The organism is Methylobacterium planeticum, assembly GCF_008806345.1.
Lineage (GTDB): Bacteria > Pseudomonadota > Alphaproteobacteria > Rhizobiales > Beijerinckiaceae > Methylobacterium > Methylobacterium planeticum.
On record NZ_VZZJ01000012.1, the window covers coordinates 70,887 to 86,276 of the forward strand.

Sequence of the window (15,390 nt, forward strand, 5' to 3'; positions counted from 1 at the left end):
ATCTTGCGCGTGGTCTCGCGATGCGAACTGCCGATGCACCGCCTGCGATGACTGACCCCGGATGAGCGGCCGACAGCACATCATTCCGATCCGGCGCGCCTACAACCGCTTCGTCGCCGACGAAACCCTCGAGGACTACGCGCTGCGCTTCACCGCCAAGAAGGCACGGCGATGGTCGGCCTTCGAGGTGGCGCAGACAGCGCTGGGATCACTCTCGTTCCTGGCTCTGGAGGCGATCGGCGGTACCCTGGTCATGACGACCGGCTTCACCAACACCCTCGCGGGGGTTCTCCTGGTCGGCGCTCTGATCGCCGCGACGGCAGCGCCGATCAGCATCTACGCAGCGCGCTACGGTCTCGATATGGACCTGCTGACCCGCGGCGCGGGCTTCGGATATCTCGGCTCGACCGTGACGTCGCTCATCTACGCGAGCTTCACGTTCCTGTTCTTCGCCATCGAGGCAGCCATCATGGCGCTGGCGCTTCACATGTGCACCGGTCTGCCGCTCTGGATCGGTTATCTCGCCTCCGCCGGCGTGGTCATTCCCCTTGTGGTCTATGGGATCCGGCTGATCAGCCGGTTCCAGATCTGGTCTCAGCCGATCTGGATCGCCCTGAACCTGCTGCCGCTCATCTACATCGCCGCGCAGGGGCCCGGTTCTCTCGCGGCGCTCACCGGCTTTCCGGGACTCGGAGAGCAGGTCGCGGGCTTCGATTGGCCTCGGTTCGGGCTCGCGACAAGCGTGCTCCTGGCGCTCCTCGCGCAGGTGGGCGAGCAGGTCGATTTCCTCCGCTTCGTTCCTGTCGCCGAAGGGCCCCGCGATCGTCAGTGGTGGTTCGCTGTGCTGGCGGCCGGTGCGGGCTGGATCGTGCCGGGCATGCTGAAGATACTGCTCGGAGCCTTCCTGGCCGTTCTGGTGCTCGGCCACGGCGTGGCGCCCGAGCACGCGGCCGAGCCGACCCAGATGTACACGATTGCCTTCGGCTACGTCACGGGTTCGCGCGAGGGCGCGCTGCTCCTGATGGGTCTGTTTGTGGTCGTCTCGCAGCTCAAGATCAACCTGACCAACGCCTATGCAGGCTCGATCGCATGGTCGAACTTTTTCTCGCGCCTCACGCACAGCCATCCGGGACGGGTGGTCTGGTTGGTGTTCAACGTCGCGATCGCACTGCTCCTGATGGAGCTCGGTATTGATAAGACCATCGCGAGCACGCTGCCGCTCTACGCGGTGGTCGTCTCAGCCTGGGTCGGCGCGCTCGCGGCGGACCTGGCCGTCAATAAGCCGCTCGGCCTCTCGCCGCCGGGGATCGAGTTCAAGCGAGCGCACCTGTTCGCGATCAATCCTGTCGGAACCGGCGCGATGGTGCTTGCCCTGGCGGCGGGCTGCCTGGTTCACGCGGGGATGCTCGGACCGACGATCCAGCCCTTCGGCCCGCTCCTCGCCCTTTCCGTCGCTTTCGCCGCCGCACCGGCGATCGCCTGGGGAACGGGCGGCCGATGGTATCTGGCGCGGCAGCCGAAGCGATCCTGGGGCAGCTCCGAGATCACCTGCCAGGTCTGCGAGCTGCCCTTCGAGGGCGAGGACATGGCCCATTGCCCTGCCTATGACGGGCCGATCTGCTCTCTCTGCTGCTCTCTCGACGCCCGCTGCGGCGACCTGTGCAAGCCGCATGGGCGTTTGGAGGCGCAGGCACAGGCGACGCTCGGGCGCTTCGTGCCCGCTCGCACGGCAGCCTGGATCGGCGCGCCGCTCGGCCGCTACCTCGCCCTGATGATGACCCTTGTGGCGGTGATCGGTCTAATCCTCAGCATCGTGCATGCGGGAGCCAGCTCGGAGCACCCGGAGCACCGTGAGATGCTCCGGGCCGCGCTGACGAGCGTGTTCTTCATCCTGGTCGTCATTCTCGGAATCGTCGCTTGGCTGTTCGTGCTCGCACAAGAGAGCCGGCGGGTGGCGCAGACGGAGACCCTGCGCCAGACCGCCCTTCACGAGGCAGAAATCGAGGCGCACAAGATCACCGACGCCAAGCTGCAGGCCGCCAAGGAGGCCGCCGAGGCGGCAAACCTCGCCAAGAGCCGCTATGTCGTCGGCATCAGCCACGAGTTGCGCACTCCGCTGAGCGCCGTTCTCGGCTATGCCCAGTTGCTGGAAGGTGACCCGACGATCCCTCCTGGCCGGCAAAACGGGATTCGAGTCATCCGACGCAGCGCGCAGCACCTGTCCGGGTTGATCGACGGCCTCCTCGACATCTCCAGGATGGAGGCGGGACGGCTTCAGATCCACCGCGACGAGATTCGCCTCGGCGATTTCCTCGACCAGCTCGGTGACATGGTTCGGCTGCAGGCCAAGGCCGCAGCGCTCGACTTCCGCTTCACCCGGCCGGAGGCGCTACCGGCGGTGGTCGCGACCGACGAGAAGCGTCTGCGCCAGATTCTTCTGAATCTCCTCTCGAACGCCATCAAGTTCACTGAGCGCGGCGAAGTCTCCCTCGATCTCAGCTATCGTAGTCAGGTCGCGGTCTTCACGATCTGCGATACGGGCCCGGGCATTCCGGACACGGATCTCCAGCGCATCTTCGAGCCGTTCGAGCGCGGCTCGACCCCGGCTGCGCGGAGCGCGCCGGGCACCGGCCTCGGCCTCACCATCGCCAACCTGCTCGCACAGGTGATGGGCGGCGAGATCACGGTTCGGAGCGAGGTGGGCCGAGGTACCCAGTTCAGGGTCCGCCTGATGCTCGCCTCGGTGACGCGGCCGGCACCCGCCATGATACCAATTATCGCGCCGGACCGGCCGGACCGGAGATACGCCGGTGCTCGACGTATCGTGATGGTCGCTGACGACGATCCGGCACACCGCTCGTTGATGCGGGAGATCTTGGAACCGCTTGGGCTCATGTTCCGCGAAGCGGGATCGGGGCCGGATTGCCTGGCCAGAGCTGACGGCATCGATCTCTTCCTCCTTGATATCGCGATGCCGGGGATGAGCGGGTGGACGGTCGCGAAAACGTTGCGTCAGGCTGGCTATTCCGGCCCGATCGCGATGATGTCCGCCAACGTGCACGAGATCAGCCCCGTGCGCGGTGACGACGCCCCCCATGATGCGATCATCGCCAAGCCCTTCGACCTCCGTGATCTGCTCGAGCGGGTGACGACCCTCCTCGGACTCGAATGGACTGAAGATGCCGCGCATCCCCAGCACCGCGCTGCGGCGTCGGAAATCATGGTCGAGAGCTCCGCAACGGCTTCTTTCGCGCTTCCGAATCGCGAGCAGATCGGTGAATTGCTCCGCCTCGGGCGGATCGGGCATGTCCGCGGGATCGAGGCCAAGCTCGCGCAGCTGGAGCGTGACGCCGCAGCGTCCCCCGCCTTCGTCGCCGAGATGCGCGGGCTGGTTGCCAGCTACGACCTGCGCCGATACCTCAGCGTCCTCCAGGGGCTTTCCCATGATGGCTGACGCGCAGCGCGACATTGTGCTCGTGGTCGACGACTCGCCGGACACGTTGAGCTTCTTGACCGAGGCGATCGAGCGCTCCGGTGCCACCGTTCTCGTTGCCGTGGCGGGCGACCTCGCCCTTGCTCTCGTCGACGAAGTCACGCCCGACATCATCCTGCTCGATGCCGTGATGCCGGGAATGGACGGGTTCGAGACGTGTCGGCGCCTCAAGGCGAAGCAGGCTGTGGCCCATGTGCCCGTCATCTTCATGACAGGCCTCGCCGAAACCGAGCACATCGTCGAGGGATTGGAGGCTGGTGGTGTCGACTACGTCACGAAGCCGATCGCACCCGACGAGATCCTAGCGCGCATCCGCGTGCATCTCGCTGGCGCGCGGGCGGCTCAGAGCGCGCGTGCGGCGCTCGATCGCACCGGCCGCACCTTGTTCGCGGTGGATCCAGACGGCGTCGTCCTATGGGCGACACCGCAGGCCTCGGCAACCTTGGCGGCCTACAATGCTCGGAGCGGCGGGGCCTTGACCTTGCCGCAGACCGGTTGCGCTTGGTTGAAGGATTGTCTGAGGCCCACTCCGCCGTCGCCCTTGAGTCTGACCGATCCATCCGACACCACCCACTCTCTGAGTTTCGTCGGGCGCACGAACGACGAGATTCTCCTCCGTCTCTCGCGCGACAGTTGGGCGGCCGGCATCGAGCGGTTGCGAACGCGGCTGCCGATCACGGCGCGGGAAGCGGACGTCCTGTTCTGGCTGGCGCGTGGCAAATCGAGCCGAGATATCGGTGAAATTCTCTCCCTCAGTCCTCGGACGATCACCAAGCATCTCGAAGGGATTTATACGAAGCTTGGCGTGGAGAATCGGACCGCGGCCTCCCTCGTTGCAACGCATTGCCTGCGTGATCTAGAGTGAGTGCGCGCGTCGAGGAAGCACGGGCGGCGGGCCAAGTCACCTGGGTTCATAAGCGCTTAGCCCGCCCGTCGCAGCATCGACGAAGTCGACATGGCGACACCCCAGCGTAGCAGACGCGCTGGGCGCGGCGGTCGCAACGTATCGAGAGAGGTTTATGGCCAGGCGTGACTGTCACGCATCCGGGTGACGCCTGATACCGTGCAGGGATTCGTTTGGAAAACATTTTCAGTGTTCGCCACGCCGCGACCGGTTATGAGGGAAACCCAAAAGCGTCATCGATCCGAGGCTGCCGTAACCGATCCGTTTGCACCCCAAAATACTGCGGTTTACGGCCCTGTTCGATCGGCTGGATCTGCGCAGTGAGGCAGAATCTTGCCGTTTTTTCGCAATTGGCGCCTGCTCTCCGTTCCAGCCGGGATCTTCATCGGGCGCTTGAGCATCTCTGCGTCATGAGCATTGGCGACGGATCAGGCGTCGGCGAGCACCTTCCCGCGTGCGTCGCATCCTCCCTGCCGCCGGCTCGCTGTGCTTCGCTTCGAAGCACTCGCGTACGCCTCTCGCGCCGGGCAGCAATAAAGGGCTGGAGTTCACCCCCAGCCCCTCTGCCGTCTCACGCGGAGTTGTGAACTCAGCGTGCGCCAGCGGCACCGGGAGCCGCGCCCGACGTACCACCCGTGCTGGTATTCGCACCACCACTATGGCCGCTCGTGGAACCTGTTGTGTCACCGACCGCCGCGCCCGCGGATCCGCCGGCCGGCGTACCCATCGAGCGCTCCATTCCCTTTTCGGAATTGGACTTCACGCTTCCGGGGTTCGTCATATTGCGTTCGGTGCTGCCGCCAGTGGCGGTCTGGGCGTAGGCCGATCCGGACAGGCCAAGGATCGTCGCGGTGGCGAGAGCGATCGTGGTCATACGCATGATTGTTTTCCTCCACTTGCTTGAACTTCCGGGCAAACGGTGAAGCGGCCCGTTTTGTTCAACCGTACCGGCACTGTTTCTCGGCATGGAGGCAGGAACGGCGCGTCTAGCTGGAACTGTTGCATTCCAATGTTCGTCCGGCCACCAAAGCGCTATTGTGGCGGCGGCCGAACACTTCAAGGGGTTGAAGTGAGATCAACGACATAAAGCTGGATGTTTTTCCTGAGCACTTCCTCGACCGGCACCCTACCTGCAGGACCTGGCCCGTCGCGAGGGTCTTTCCTAAGCCCATGGGACCTGAGCATGTGGTATTTTTACGGGTTCGTCCTGCTCGCCGGCATCGCCAACGCGATCCAGCCTGGCATGAACGGAGCCCTCGCCAAGAACCTGCCGCAGCCTCTTGTGGCCGGCCTCGTGGTCGGCGCCGGAACCGTGCTGAGTATTCTGACGGTCGGGCTCATCTCGGGTCGTTTGTCGCTGCCGAGCTACGAACAGGCTACGCAGATTCCCTGGTGGGCTTGGTTCGGTGGCGTGCTCGGGGGCGGGATCGTGATCACGCAGTTGCTGATCGCTCGCCAGATCGGTGCCGCGCCGTTCCTGGGCGTTCTGGTGACCGCTGGCGTTGCAACCTCGATCGCCCTCGATCATTTCGGCTGGGTCGGCTTCGAGCAGCATCCGGCCACGCTCTGGCGCATCCTGGGCGGTCTTCTGATGATCGTCGGTGTCGCGGTCGTGGCCATGACCTGACCCTGTCGACCTCCACACACTCTCGGCCCTCGCCCGCTCGACCCGTCCGGTGGCGCCAAGGGCGTGAGCAACCTTATCGCGCGCAAACAGTTATTTGCCCAGACGCTGGTTTTTCCAGCAAGGAGACAACATGAAAAAGATTGTAGCGGTTACCGCCCTGGCCCTGACCATCGCTTCTCCGGCGCTTGCCCAGACTGCGCCGGTCGCGCGTGAGCCAGGATCGACCGGAACAGTCGTTCAGGGACAGCCGAACACAACCGGCAACGATCGAAATGTCGTGGTCGCACCGGGTGCGAATGGGGCGGGAACCATCACGACGGATTCGGCCGCGGGTGGGAATGCCGGCCAACCCGAGCGCGCCGTGCCGCAGGGCAGCGCGAGCGGAAGCGGCACTCGCTGATCCATCACAAACGTCATAGACGGAGCCCCGCGGCTTTCGGCCCGCGGGGCTTTTTTTCGTTGGCCGGAATTCGCGGTCTTGTTGATTAATCCTCGATGGATTTTCCACGGTTCGACGGCGCGCCTGTTACACTCCGATCTTCGTTGGAAGCGATCGCCGAGGCTCCGCCATTGGCATTGGATCAAAGATTCTTTTTTGAAGTGTCGGCGTTCGGTGATTGAGCCAGATGATGCGCCTTTGATCGGGATTTTGAGCAGTAGTTTCGTACGATTACAGACAAAAAATCTGTAAAGCCGCGGTTGTCAGATAGATAGATTGGAATATCCGGAAACTTTCTGCCGTCATCAGCCGTATGGCATACGCTAAGGGGAGTGCTCACTGAAAAGTTCAGGAGCCTCAATGCGTATGGTGATGATGGTCTCGGCCGTGATTTTCGTGGCTACCGCGCCGGTGATGGCACAAGGCAAGCCGCAACCGCGTCCTGCGATTTCGCCGAACTCCGGTGCGACGAGCGATGAGAAGGCAGCGGAGACGAGGCGCCTCATCGATCTTGGCCGGGCGCGGCAGAGAGAGGTCGAGGAGCGCAACACGCGTATCTGGAAGCGCTGGGACTATGCGGTCTGCATCGGTTGCGGCCCGATGCCGAGAAGAGTGCGCATCGTCTACACGACACCGGCGCGCGTGCTGGCCGGGTTCATCGCGGCAGATGATGATGAGCGTGTCGGACGGCATTTGTGAGGGTTCGCCCGGGTTGCGGCGCGGACGAAGGGTCTTTCGGCGCATCCGCGGCAAAGATCTGGCCGCCGGGGCGTGTCCCATGCCATGGTGCCCGGCATGACATCCTACGATGAATGCGCGCGCGATCTCCGGTCCTACATCGATCAGGCGGATCGGGACGACTTCGGAGCGGCTCAGAACGCCATCCTGAAATTCGCTCTCGCCGAGCCGGACCCACAGGGGCGCGCCGATGCCATGGACGCGCTTCTTGCCGACCTCACCCGCAACGGCGATCCGACCGGGATGTCGGAGGCTCAGCAGGCGTTCCATACCGTGCTACTCGCGATGATCGAGCGAACGAAGACCGTGGTCGGGCCCTTCACTGCAGGTCGCTGACGGTGCCATCCACTGGCGAGAATGGGTCCGTGGTCGCCGGTGACATCTCGGCAACCGCGAGGCGACGCCGCGTTGCGCGCTCGCTCGCTTCCTGACCGCATTTCTCGGCATGGATCACCTTGTTGACCACCTGGAGGTTGGGTGTGCCCCAGAACGCCAAAAGCGCGGGCCATGGCGTACTCCGATGCTCCTGCCAGACGCGGTACAGCGGCACCCGATGATCCACCTCAGCACTCTTCAACAGACGCTTGCCCGCACTGGCGCACCGGTGCCTTTGCCGAGCCTTCAGGACTTTCACGTGTTCGCTTGGTGCGATCCAGAGCTTCCAGGCCGCCACGCAGGCGGAATGCCAACTGGCGTTCCGGTTCGGGACCCCGGTCCCCCAGAGGTCCTTGTGCCAGCCGAAGCGGTAGACCGGCTGTCCGCAGACGCAGCAATAGCCGCGACCCCGCGCAAAGGCAGGCTCACGATAGGGCGACGGCGGCATCCGAAATGTGAGCGGTAGACCGGTCCCCTTCTCGCTGCCCAGGCGCCACGTCCACCCTTCTGGCTGGCCGGAGCGTGCTGCGAGCGCGCGGGCCACGCAATCCGCGCGAAGGAGGTGATGGCGCCAGTAGCTCTCCACAGCGAGACGTGGCGTCGGTGGCGTCAGGGGTTGCGCGTGCGCGTGGCGCAAGACCGTCGCCGGAAAGACCACCGGCGTGGCGCGTTCGAGGCGTGCCCGGGACAGCGCATTGCGCTCCTCTCGCCAAGTCACAGGCGCGAATCCGCGTGCTGCTCCTCATCGAGCAGGGCCTCGACGGCGGCAATCGTGTTCTCGAGGTCGGCAATCTTCCGCAGCGTCCCATCAGGCGGAAGCATCGGAAGATCCGCTGCTTGGAAGACAAGCGTGCGCTGGGCGGTTTTGAGACGGTCGAGCAAGGCTGCGAGATCTGACATGTTCCCGGCTGTAGCGGGTCTACGGCGCTCCCGACAACCTCACTCCGATCGGTCCGTTGCCCGGACGCCGCGACCATCCGCATTCTGTGCCGAGGCTCCTCGGAATCGTGGGCGCCGGTTGATTTCTACGGCGCGCCCGACCATATTCCCCATGCGGTTGATGACCGGTTCGTAATAACGTTTCAGGACCCGGGGGCGGTACCCGGCGCCTCCACCATAAGCGCATCGTGATGCGCTTCTGATGGGGGCGAAACAGGATCGACTGGGCGGTAAAGGGATCGCGAGTCCTATCTCGTTTCGGCGAGAGACGGTGCGACTGTCGGTAAGGTTTCGACCGGTTTGGCGTAGGCGACCCTATTCCAGGCATCTGACCAAAACTCTAAATGCCAACGATAACGTTGTCATGGATGCCCGCCTCGCGGCGTAAGCATCTTGCGGTAGGGTAACCGTAGAAACAGAACCCGGAGCTTCGGCTCCGGGACCCACCTATCTCCGAAATCTGGCAGCGCGCCCTGCATGTCTCCGCGCTTGGAGCGCGACTGGCCGCTCACGCCGTCATTGCGCAGCCGGCGGACTTGGTCGACAGCGCGGTTGGAGGCTTCGCGGTTCGCCCCTCTGGGCCTCAGAACAGGCTGCGGTCGAGACGAATGATCCGGCACGGGTCGCCGGCCACCGCAGGTCCAGCATGGGGCGCACGGATGAGCAGTGCTTCGGAATGCCCGAGGATGGACAGCATCGAAGAATCCTGCCGGTCTTCCGGGTAGACCACGGGCAGGCGGTCTGGATCGGTCTCGAGTCGCGCGCGCATGTAGTCGGCGCGCCCATCATTGGCTGGGAGTGCCCGACCGAGTCGGGCCGGCTCGCTCGGATCGACGCCGGCCGTGGGGTCGCCGAGAAGCGCTCGGATCGCCGGCACGACGAACAGGATTCCGCAGACGATCGCCGAGACCGGGTTGCCGGGCAGACCGATCACCAGCATGTCCCGCAGCTTGCCATGCATCAGGGGCTTGCCTGGCCGAAGCGCGATCCGCCAGAACGCGAGCTCGAGGCCCTCCCGGTGGAGTGCCGATTGCACGAGATCATGGTCTCCGACCGAGGCGCCGCCGAGCGTTACCAGAAGGTCGGCCCCGGCCGCACGGGCGCGCTGAAAGGCGTCCTCCAGGGCTGAGAGGCTGTCGCCCGCGATGCCGAGATCGATTGCCGCCCCACCTGACGCCCGGACGAGATCCGCCAACGCGAGAGCGTTCGAGGCGATGATCTGGTCCCAGCCTGCGGTCTCGCCCGGCGCCACGAGTTCGTCGCCCGTCGCCAGGATCGCGACCTTCGGCCGACGCCGCACGGCGAGCGTGGCATGGCCGGAGGCCGCCGCGAGCGCGAGACGCCGCGCGTCGAGGGTCTCGCTTGCCCGCAGCAGAACATCGCCTTTCTGGAAATCGAGGCCCCGCTTGCGGATGAAGCGGCCAGGTACGACCGGCTCGCGGGCGACGACCTGATCGCCGTCTGCATCCGCGTTTTCCTGGATCAGGATCGCGTCGGCGCCCTGCGGGACGGGAGCACCCGTGAAGATCCGAATGGCTTCGCCGGGGCCGAGGACGTCCGCGAACCCGTGACCGGCCGCGCTGGTCCCGACGAGCCGCAACCGTGACGGGACTTGCGTCACGTCCGCGCTGCGAACCGCGTAGCCGTCCATGGAAGAGGCGTCGAAGGGCGGCTGTGTGCGCAAAGCCGGGATATCCGCGGACAGCGTGCGGCGGCCGGCCTCACCGATCGGCAGAATCTCGGCTTCGACAGGCCGGGCGACGCTGGCGAGGATGCTGGCAAGCGCGTCCGCGACGGGCAGCAACCCGCTCATGTGCGCGTCTCGCCTTCGGCCACGAAGGATCCGGACCGGCCACCGTCCTTGGCGAGCAGGCGGATCCCCTCGATGCGCATGCCGCGGTCGACGGCCTTCACCATGTCGTAGACTGTTAGGCAGGCGACCGAGACTGCCGTCAAGGCCTCCATCTCGACGCCGGTCGGACCCTGCACCTTGACCTCCGCGGTGACGCGCAGGCCGGGAAGCGCGTCATCGGGCTCGCAATCGACGCGCACCTTGGAGAGCAGGAGCGGATGGCAGAGCGGGATCAGCTCGTGCGTGCGTTTCGCAGCCATGATACCGGCGAGGCGCGCCGTGCCGATCACGTCGCCCTTCTTCGCATCGCCTTCGCGGATCAGCCGCAGCGTCTCCGGCTGCATCACCACCGTCCCGCCGGCGCGGGCGGTCCGGGTCGTCGCGGCCTTGTCGGTGACGTCGACCATGTTGGCCGCGCCGCTCGCGTCGAGGTGGGTCAGCCCTGTCATGACGCCGTGCCTGCCGATCCGCTCATGCGGGCGGATTGCCGAAGAGAAGGTGACGGGTCGCCGCCGTCACGTCGGATCGCCGCATCAGGCTCTCGCCGACGAGGACCGCGCAGAGGCCGCTCTCCATCAGGCGTGCGACGTCCGCGTGATCGGAGATGCCGCTTTCGGCCACGGCGATTCGGTCGTTAGGGATGCCCGGCGCGAGCCTGATCGCGGTCTCGAAGGAGACCTCGAATGTCTTCAGGTTCCGATTGTTGATGCCGATCAGCCGGGTCCCCAGCGGGATGGCTCGGCCGAGCTCCTCGGCATCATGCACCTCGACGAGCACGTCCATGCCGAGTTCGTGCGCGGTCTCGACGAGGTCGGACGCCTCCGCATCATCCAGGCAGGCCATGATGACGAGGATGCAATCGGCGCCCCAGCTCCGCGCCTCGAAGACCTGATAGGGCTCGAACAGGAAATCCTTGCGCAGGACGGGTAGCCTGCAGGCGGCACGCGCCTGCGTCAGGTATTCGGGCTTGCCTTGGAAGGACGGCTCGTCGGTCAGCACCGAGAGGCAGGTCGCGCCGCCGGCCTCGTAGGCGGTTGCGAGGGCAGCCGGATCGAAATCGGCCCGGATCAAGCCCTTCGAGGGCGAGGCCTTCTTCACCTCCGCGATCAGTGCCGGGCGCTTGGCCGCGATGTGCGTCGCGATCGCGTCGGCAAAGCCTCGTGGCGGATCCATCTTGCCGGCCCGGGTCTCGAGCTTGGCCAGCGGGACGCGGAGCTTGGCTTCGGCAATCTCCCGGCGCTTGTAGGCCTCGATGCGGGCGAGGACGGTTTGGGCGCCACCTCCGTTGCTCTCTGTCTCGGACATCGGGTTCCTCAGGCGTTCGAGACGGCGACGAGGCGGCCGAGGGTGGCTCGGGCCGCACCGGAATCGATGGCGTGGCTCGCCCGAGCGACACCCTCTCCGAGTGTCCCGGCGGCCTCCGCGACGACGAGGGCCGCGCCTGCGTTGAGAACCGCGATGTCCCGATAGGCGTTGCGCGCTCCCTCCAGAACCGCATGGAGACCGCGCGCGTTGTGATCGGGATCGCCGCCGCGCAGATCCTCGAGGGTCCAGAGCGGGAGACCGACCTCGCGCGGATCGATGGTGAAGCGCGAAATTCGTCCCTCGTCGAGGGTGACCACCGCCGTGGGGCCGGTGACCGTGATCTCGTCGAGCCCGTCCGAGCCGTGCACGGTCCAGACGCGCCGGCTGCCGAGCTCCGAGAGGACGCGGGTCAGGGGCTCGGTCCAGGCCGCCGTCGAGACGCCGAGCAGCTGCCGCTCGACCCCGGCGGGATTCGCGAGCGGCCCCAGCAGGTTGAAGATGGTGCGAACCGGCAGTTCCGAGCGCACCGGCGCAACGTGCCGCATGGCCCCGTGGTGGGTCTGGGCGAACATGAAGCAGAGACCGGCCTCGTGCAGGCAGCGAGACAAGTTCTGTGGGTCGAGTCCGAGCTTGACACCGAGGGAGGCCAGCACATCGGCGGCTCCCGAGCGCGACGTCGCGGCGCGATTGCCGTGCTTGGCCACGGGCACGCCGCAGGCCGCCGTCACGATCGCCGCGAGCGTGGAGACGTTGTAGCTCCCCGAGTGATCCCCACCGGTCCCGACGATGTCGACGGCGCCCGCGACCGGCGCGACCGAGACCATGCGGGAGCGCATCGCCGCGACAGCTCCGACGATCTCGTCAACGGCCTCGCCGCGAACCTTCAGGGCGATCAGGAAGGCGGCGGCCTGCACTGGCGTCACCTCGCCGGACAGCAGATCGTCGAAGGCGGCGCGCGCTTCCGCGCGATCGAGGGCATGGCCGGCGGCCACCTTGGCAAGATGGGGCTTGAAGGAATCCATTCGCCCGACGCGCAGATCACGAGATGAGAGGGGGCTGCGCCGCTCCCTCCGGATGACGCGTCAATGCACGCCGTCGGGGCGCTTGTCACGCTCCGCGTTCCAGGCGGTGGCGATATCGAGGAAATTGCGCAGAATTTGCGAGCCGTGATGCGACAGAATGCTCTCGGGGTGGAACTGGACCCCGTGCACCGGGAGGCTCGCGTGCTCGAGCCCCATGATCAGGCCATCGGCCTCCGCCGTGATGGTCAGGTCGTCCGGACAGCGGGCGCGGTCGACCACGAGCGAGTGGTAGCGGGTTGCCTCGAAGGCGTCGTTCAGACCGCGGAAGATGCCGCCGGCGCGGTGCCGGATGGTCGAGACCTTGCCGTGCATGGGACTCGGCGCGCGCACGACTTCTCCGCCGAACGCCTGTCCGATCGTCTGCAGCCCGAGGCAGACGCCGAAAATCGGAATCTCGCCGCTGAGGCCTCTCACGGCGTCGAGGCAGATGCCGGCCTCGTTCGGCGTGCAGGGGCCGGGCGACAGCACGAGGGCGTCGGGGCGCCGCGCGCGGATGGCCTCGACCGTGATCGCGTCGTTGCGGGCGACCGAGATCGCGCCGCAGAGCGGACCGATCAGGTGGACGAGGTTCCAGGTGAACGAGTCGTAATTGTCGATGACGAGGACGTCGGGCATCGGCGCGGTTCCCATCGGGCCGGGATGAACCCTGTTCGGGGGCGGGTCAAGGGTGCGGGCGGACCGGGCATCGCCGAGCGATTCTTTCGAGCCGGAAACCCGACGGGACGCCGGAGCCGGGTGGAACAAATCATGAAGGCAGTTCAACACGCGCGCGTCCCGGTCCAGATCGCGCTTGCGCGCGTCCCGGTGACGCTGCTGACGATCGGGCTGGGGCGGCCCATGCCCGCTCCGCGCGCGGCGGCCCGTCGGAGCGGACGCCGACGCTCGTCGACGTCCAGGCGGCGCGCCAGGAGCTGATCATGCGGGCCGCCCTCGGCGTCGACGCGTCGGCCGCCACGCAGGTCCTCGGCGCGGCCCGCGAGCTCGCGCGACCACCCTCGGGCAGAGCGTGCGCCGCCTCCTCGGGGACGTGAGGGCCGCCTGACGACCCGGGCCGACGACCCGGGTCGACCCCGGGCCGACCGGACCCCCCGTTCGTCCGTCGGACCGGCCCGGACGCTACTGCCCGCGCCTGGCCTGCGCGGCGAAGCGGACCGCGTCCTCGGCGGCGCGGAACAGGGCCTTGGCCTTGTTCACGCATTCCTGCTGCTCGGCGGCCGGGTTGGAATCGTAGACGATGCCGGCGCCCGCCTGGACGTGCATGCGACCGTCCTTGACGATGGCGGTGCGGAGCACGATGCAGGTGTCCATCTCGCCGCGTGCTCCGAAATAGCCGATGCAGCCGCCATAGGGGCCGCGCTTCTCGCGCTCCAGCTCGTCGATGATCTCCATCGCCCGCACCTTCGGGGCGCCCGAGACGGTGCCGGCCGGAAACCCCGCCGCGAGGGCCGCGAGGTTGTCGTGGGCCGGGTCGAGGTCGCCCTCGACGTTCGACACGATGTGCATCACCTGGCTGTAATATTCGAGGAAGAACGAGCCCGTGACGGTGACGCTGCCGATGCGCGCGACGCGGCCGACATCGTTGCGGCCGAGGTCGAGCAGCATCAGGTGCTCGGCGCGCTCCTTCGGGTCGGCCAGAAGCTCCTCGGCGAGGGCCCGGTCCTTTGCCGGCGTGGCGCCGCGCGGCCGTGTCCCGGCGATCGGCCGGATCGTGACGCGGCCGTCGCGCACCCGCACCAGGATCTCGGGGCTGGAGCAGACGATCTGGAACGCCTCGAAATCGAGGTAGCACAGGAACGGCGCCGGGTTGGTGCGCCGGAGCGAGCGGTAGAGGGCGAAGGCCGGGAGGGTGAAGGGCGCCTCGAAGCGCTGCGACAGCACCACCTGGAAGATGTCGCCCGCGACGATGTACTCCTTCGCCCGCGCCACCATGGCGGCGTAATCGGCCGGCGGCGTGTTCGAGACGGGTTCGGGGCGCGCCACGTCCGAGAGGTCGGCCCGGGTCTCGATCGGCAGCGGGCCCTCGAGGGCCGCCGCGACCCGCTCCAGCCGCCCCATCGCGGCCTCGTAGGCCGCGCGCGCCGCGAGGCCGGGGACCGGGCGCACCGGGCTCACCACCGTGATGAGGTCGCGCACGGAATCGAACACCACCATCACGCGGGGGCGCACCAGCACGGCGTCCGGCACGCCGAGCGGGTCGGGGTTCGGCGCCGGCAGCACCTCCATGGCGCGCACCATGTCGTAGCCGAGATAGCCGAACAGGCCGGCCGCCATCGGGGGCAGCTCGGCCGCGTCCTCCTGGCCGATCGCGCTCTCGGCGATCAGCGCCCGGAGGCTCGCCAGCGGGGCGCCGCGTTCCTCGGCGAAACGCGTCAGGTCGGGGCCGCGGGCGAGGGCGGCGCGGCCCTCGCGGCAGCGCCAGATCAGGTCCGGGTCGAGGCCGATCATCGAGTAGCGCCCGCGCACGACGCCGCCCTCGACGGATTCGAGCAGGAAGGCCGGCCCGTCGTGGCGGGCCCGCAGCTTGAGGAAGGCGGCGACCGGCGTCTCGAGGTCGGCGACGAGGGTCAGGTTGAGCAGGGCCGGGCGGCCGGCCTCGTAGCCGGCCGCGAAGCTCTCGTAGGCGTCGTCCATCGGGG

The 15,390-nt window shown here is 66.9% G+C and carries 15 protein-coding genes and 1 other RNA gene; 8 read left to right on the plus strand and 8 right to left on the minus strand.

Annotated features, from left to right (window positions below; translation table 11 throughout):
* The first annotated feature begins 61 nt into the window (after window positions 1-61).
* On the plus strand, window positions 62-3,454 hold the full coding sequence (locus F6X51_RS15110; protein ID WP_150964505.1) for a hybrid sensor histidine kinase/response regulator: 3,393 nt from the start codon (window positions 62-64) through the stop codon (window positions 3,452-3,454).
* On the plus strand, window positions 3,447-4,358 hold the full coding sequence (locus tag F6X51_RS15115; RefSeq protein WP_150964579.1) for a response regulator: 912 nt from the start codon (window positions 3,447-3,449) through the stop codon (window positions 4,356-4,358). Before F6X51_RS15110 ends, F6X51_RS15115 begins: the two co-directional genes overlap by 8 nt.
* A gap of 628 nt (window positions 4,359-4,986) precedes the next feature.
* Here the strand turns inward: F6X51_RS15115 and F6X51_RS15120 are convergent.
* Window positions 4,987-5,277 carry a hypothetical protein gene (locus F6X51_RS15120; protein ID WP_150964506.1) on the minus strand — a complete coding sequence of 97 codons (291 nt, stop codon included), beginning with the start codon at window positions 5,275-5,277 and terminating at the stop codon, window positions 4,987-4,989.
* A 303-nt stretch (window positions 5,278-5,580) separates the two neighbouring features.
* On the opposite strand from F6X51_RS15120, the gene F6X51_RS15125 reads away from it, so the two are divergent.
* From F6X51_RS15125 to F6X51_RS15140, 4 genes are all read left to right on the plus strand, one after another.
* Entirely contained in the window at window positions 5,581-6,024 is a 444-nt protein-coding gene (locus F6X51_RS15125) for a DMT family transporter (RefSeq protein WP_150964507.1), read from the plus strand.
* A 130-nt stretch (window positions 6,025-6,154) separates the two neighbouring features.
* Window positions 6,155-6,424: a hypothetical protein gene (locus F6X51_RS15130; RefSeq protein WP_150964508.1), complete on the plus strand. Its 270-nt coding sequence runs from the start codon at window positions 6,155-6,157 to the stop codon at window positions 6,422-6,424.
* A gap of 399 nt (window positions 6,425-6,823) precedes the next feature.
* Complete coding sequence (locus F6X51_RS15135; RefSeq protein WP_150964509.1) at window positions 6,824-7,162, plus strand: hypothetical protein; 339 nt, start codon at window positions 6,824-6,826, stop codon at window positions 7,160-7,162.
* An 84-nt stretch (window positions 7,163-7,246) separates the two neighbouring features.
* On the plus strand, window positions 7,247-7,537 hold the full coding sequence (locus F6X51_RS15140; RefSeq protein ID WP_246696820.1) for a hypothetical protein: 291 nt from the start codon (window positions 7,247-7,249) through the stop codon (window positions 7,535-7,537).
* Here F6X51_RS15140 and F6X51_RS15145 read toward each other — a convergent pair.
* A complete protein-coding gene (locus tag F6X51_RS15145) occupies window positions 7,521-8,294 on the minus strand; it encodes a hypothetical protein (protein ID WP_150964510.1) in 774 nt (257 codons plus the stop codon). The two genes, F6X51_RS15140 and F6X51_RS15145, sit on opposite strands and share 17 nt — an antisense overlap.
* A 14-nt stretch (window positions 8,295-8,308) precedes the next feature.
* Here F6X51_RS15145 and F6X51_RS27945 point away from each other — a divergent pair, with 14 nt between their 5' ends.
* On the plus strand, window positions 8,309-8,473 hold the full coding sequence (locus F6X51_RS27945; protein WP_191970133.1) for a hypothetical protein: 165 nt from the start codon (window positions 8,309-8,311) through the stop codon (window positions 8,471-8,473).
* Between the two features lie 117 nt (window positions 8,474-8,590).
* Window positions 8,591-8,945, plus strand: a transfer-messenger RNA (tmRNA) gene (gene ssrA / locus F6X51_RS15155).
* A gap of 153 nt (window positions 8,946-9,098) precedes the next feature.
* Here the strand turns inward: ssrA and F6X51_RS15160 are convergent.
* The 6 genes from F6X51_RS15160 to trpE form a co-directional block, all read right to left on the minus strand.
* Window positions 9,099-10,328, minus strand: a complete 1,230-nt coding sequence (locus F6X51_RS15160) for a molybdopterin molybdotransferase MoeA (RefSeq protein WP_150964512.1) — start codon at window positions 10,326-10,328, stop codon at window positions 9,099-9,101.
* A complete protein-coding gene (moaC, locus tag F6X51_RS15165) occupies window positions 10,325-10,816 on the minus strand; it encodes a cyclic pyranopterin monophosphate synthase MoaC (RefSeq protein ID WP_150964513.1) in 492 nt (163 codons plus the stop codon). The genes F6X51_RS15160 and moaC overlap by 4 nt, the downstream gene beginning before the upstream one ends.
* Before the next feature lie 22 nt (window positions 10,817-10,838).
* A complete protein-coding gene (gene trpC / locus F6X51_RS15170; protein WP_150964514.1) occupies window positions 10,839-11,672 on the minus strand; it encodes an indole-3-glycerol phosphate synthase TrpC in 834 nt (277 codons plus the stop codon).
* An 8-nt stretch (window positions 11,673-11,680) separates the two neighbouring features.
* Window positions 11,681-12,694 (minus strand): anthranilate phosphoribosyltransferase, encoded by a 1,014-nt coding sequence (gene trpD, locus F6X51_RS15175; RefSeq protein ID WP_150964515.1) that lies wholly within the window; start codon window positions 12,692-12,694, stop codon window positions 11,681-11,683.
* 60 nt (window positions 12,695-12,754) lie between these two features.
* The gene (locus F6X51_RS15180) at window positions 12,755-13,369 is read right to left on the minus strand and encodes an anthranilate synthase component II (RefSeq protein ID WP_150964516.1); all 615 of its coding nucleotides are present in this window, start codon (window positions 13,367-13,369) and stop codon (window positions 12,755-12,757) included.
* 501 nt (window positions 13,370-13,870) lie between these two features.
* Entirely contained in the window at window positions 13,871-15,385 is a 1,515-nt protein-coding gene (gene trpE / locus F6X51_RS15185) for an anthranilate synthase component I (protein WP_150964517.1), read from the minus strand.
* Window positions 15,386-15,390 lie beyond the last annotated feature (5 nt).

Bases quoted from the DNA above. Each gene is read 5' to 3' on its own strand.
- F6X51_RS15110 (WP_150964505.1), top strand. From the start codon at position 62: ATGAGCGGCCGACAGCACATCATTCCGATCCGGCGCGCCTACAACCGC.
- F6X51_RS15115 (WP_150964579.1), top strand. From the start codon at position 3,447: ATGGCTGACGCGCAGCGCGACATTGTGCTCGTGGTCGACGACTCGCCG.
- F6X51_RS15120 (WP_150964506.1), bottom strand. From the start codon at position 5,277: ATGCGTATGACCACGATCGCTCTCGCCACCGCGACGATCCTTGGCCTG.
- F6X51_RS15125 (WP_150964507.1), top strand. From the start codon at position 5,581: ATGTGGTATTTTTACGGGTTCGTCCTGCTCGCCGGCATCGCCAACGCG.
- F6X51_RS15130 (WP_150964508.1), top strand. From the start codon at position 6,155: ATGAAAAAGATTGTAGCGGTTACCGCCCTGGCCCTGACCATCGCTTCT.
- F6X51_RS15135 (WP_150964509.1), top strand. From the start codon at position 6,824: ATGCGTATGGTGATGATGGTCTCGGCCGTGATTTTCGTGGCTACCGCG.
- F6X51_RS15140 (WP_246696820.1), top strand. From the start codon at position 7,247: ATGGTGCCCGGCATGACATCCTACGATGAATGCGCGCGCGATCTCCGG.
- F6X51_RS15160 (WP_150964512.1), bottom strand. From the start codon at position 10,328: ATGAGCGGGTTGCTGCCCGTCGCGGACGCGCTTGCCAGCATCCTCGCC.
- moaC (WP_150964513.1), bottom strand. From the start codon at position 10,816: ATGACAGGGCTGACCCACCTCGACGCGAGCGGCGCGGCCAACATGGTC.
- trpC (WP_150964514.1), bottom strand. From the start codon at position 11,672: ATGTCCGAGACAGAGAGCAACGGAGGTGGCGCCCAAACCGTCCTCGCC.
- trpD (WP_150964515.1), bottom strand. From the start codon at position 12,694: ATGGATTCCTTCAAGCCCCATCTTGCCAAGGTGGCCGCCGGCCATGCC.
- F6X51_RS15180 (WP_150964516.1), bottom strand. From the start codon at position 13,369: ATGCCCGACGTCCTCGTCATCGACAATTACGACTCGTTCACCTGGAAC.
- trpE (WP_150964517.1), bottom strand. From the start codon at position 15,385: ATGGACGACGCCTACGAGAGCTTCGCGGCCGGCTACGAGGCCGGCCGC.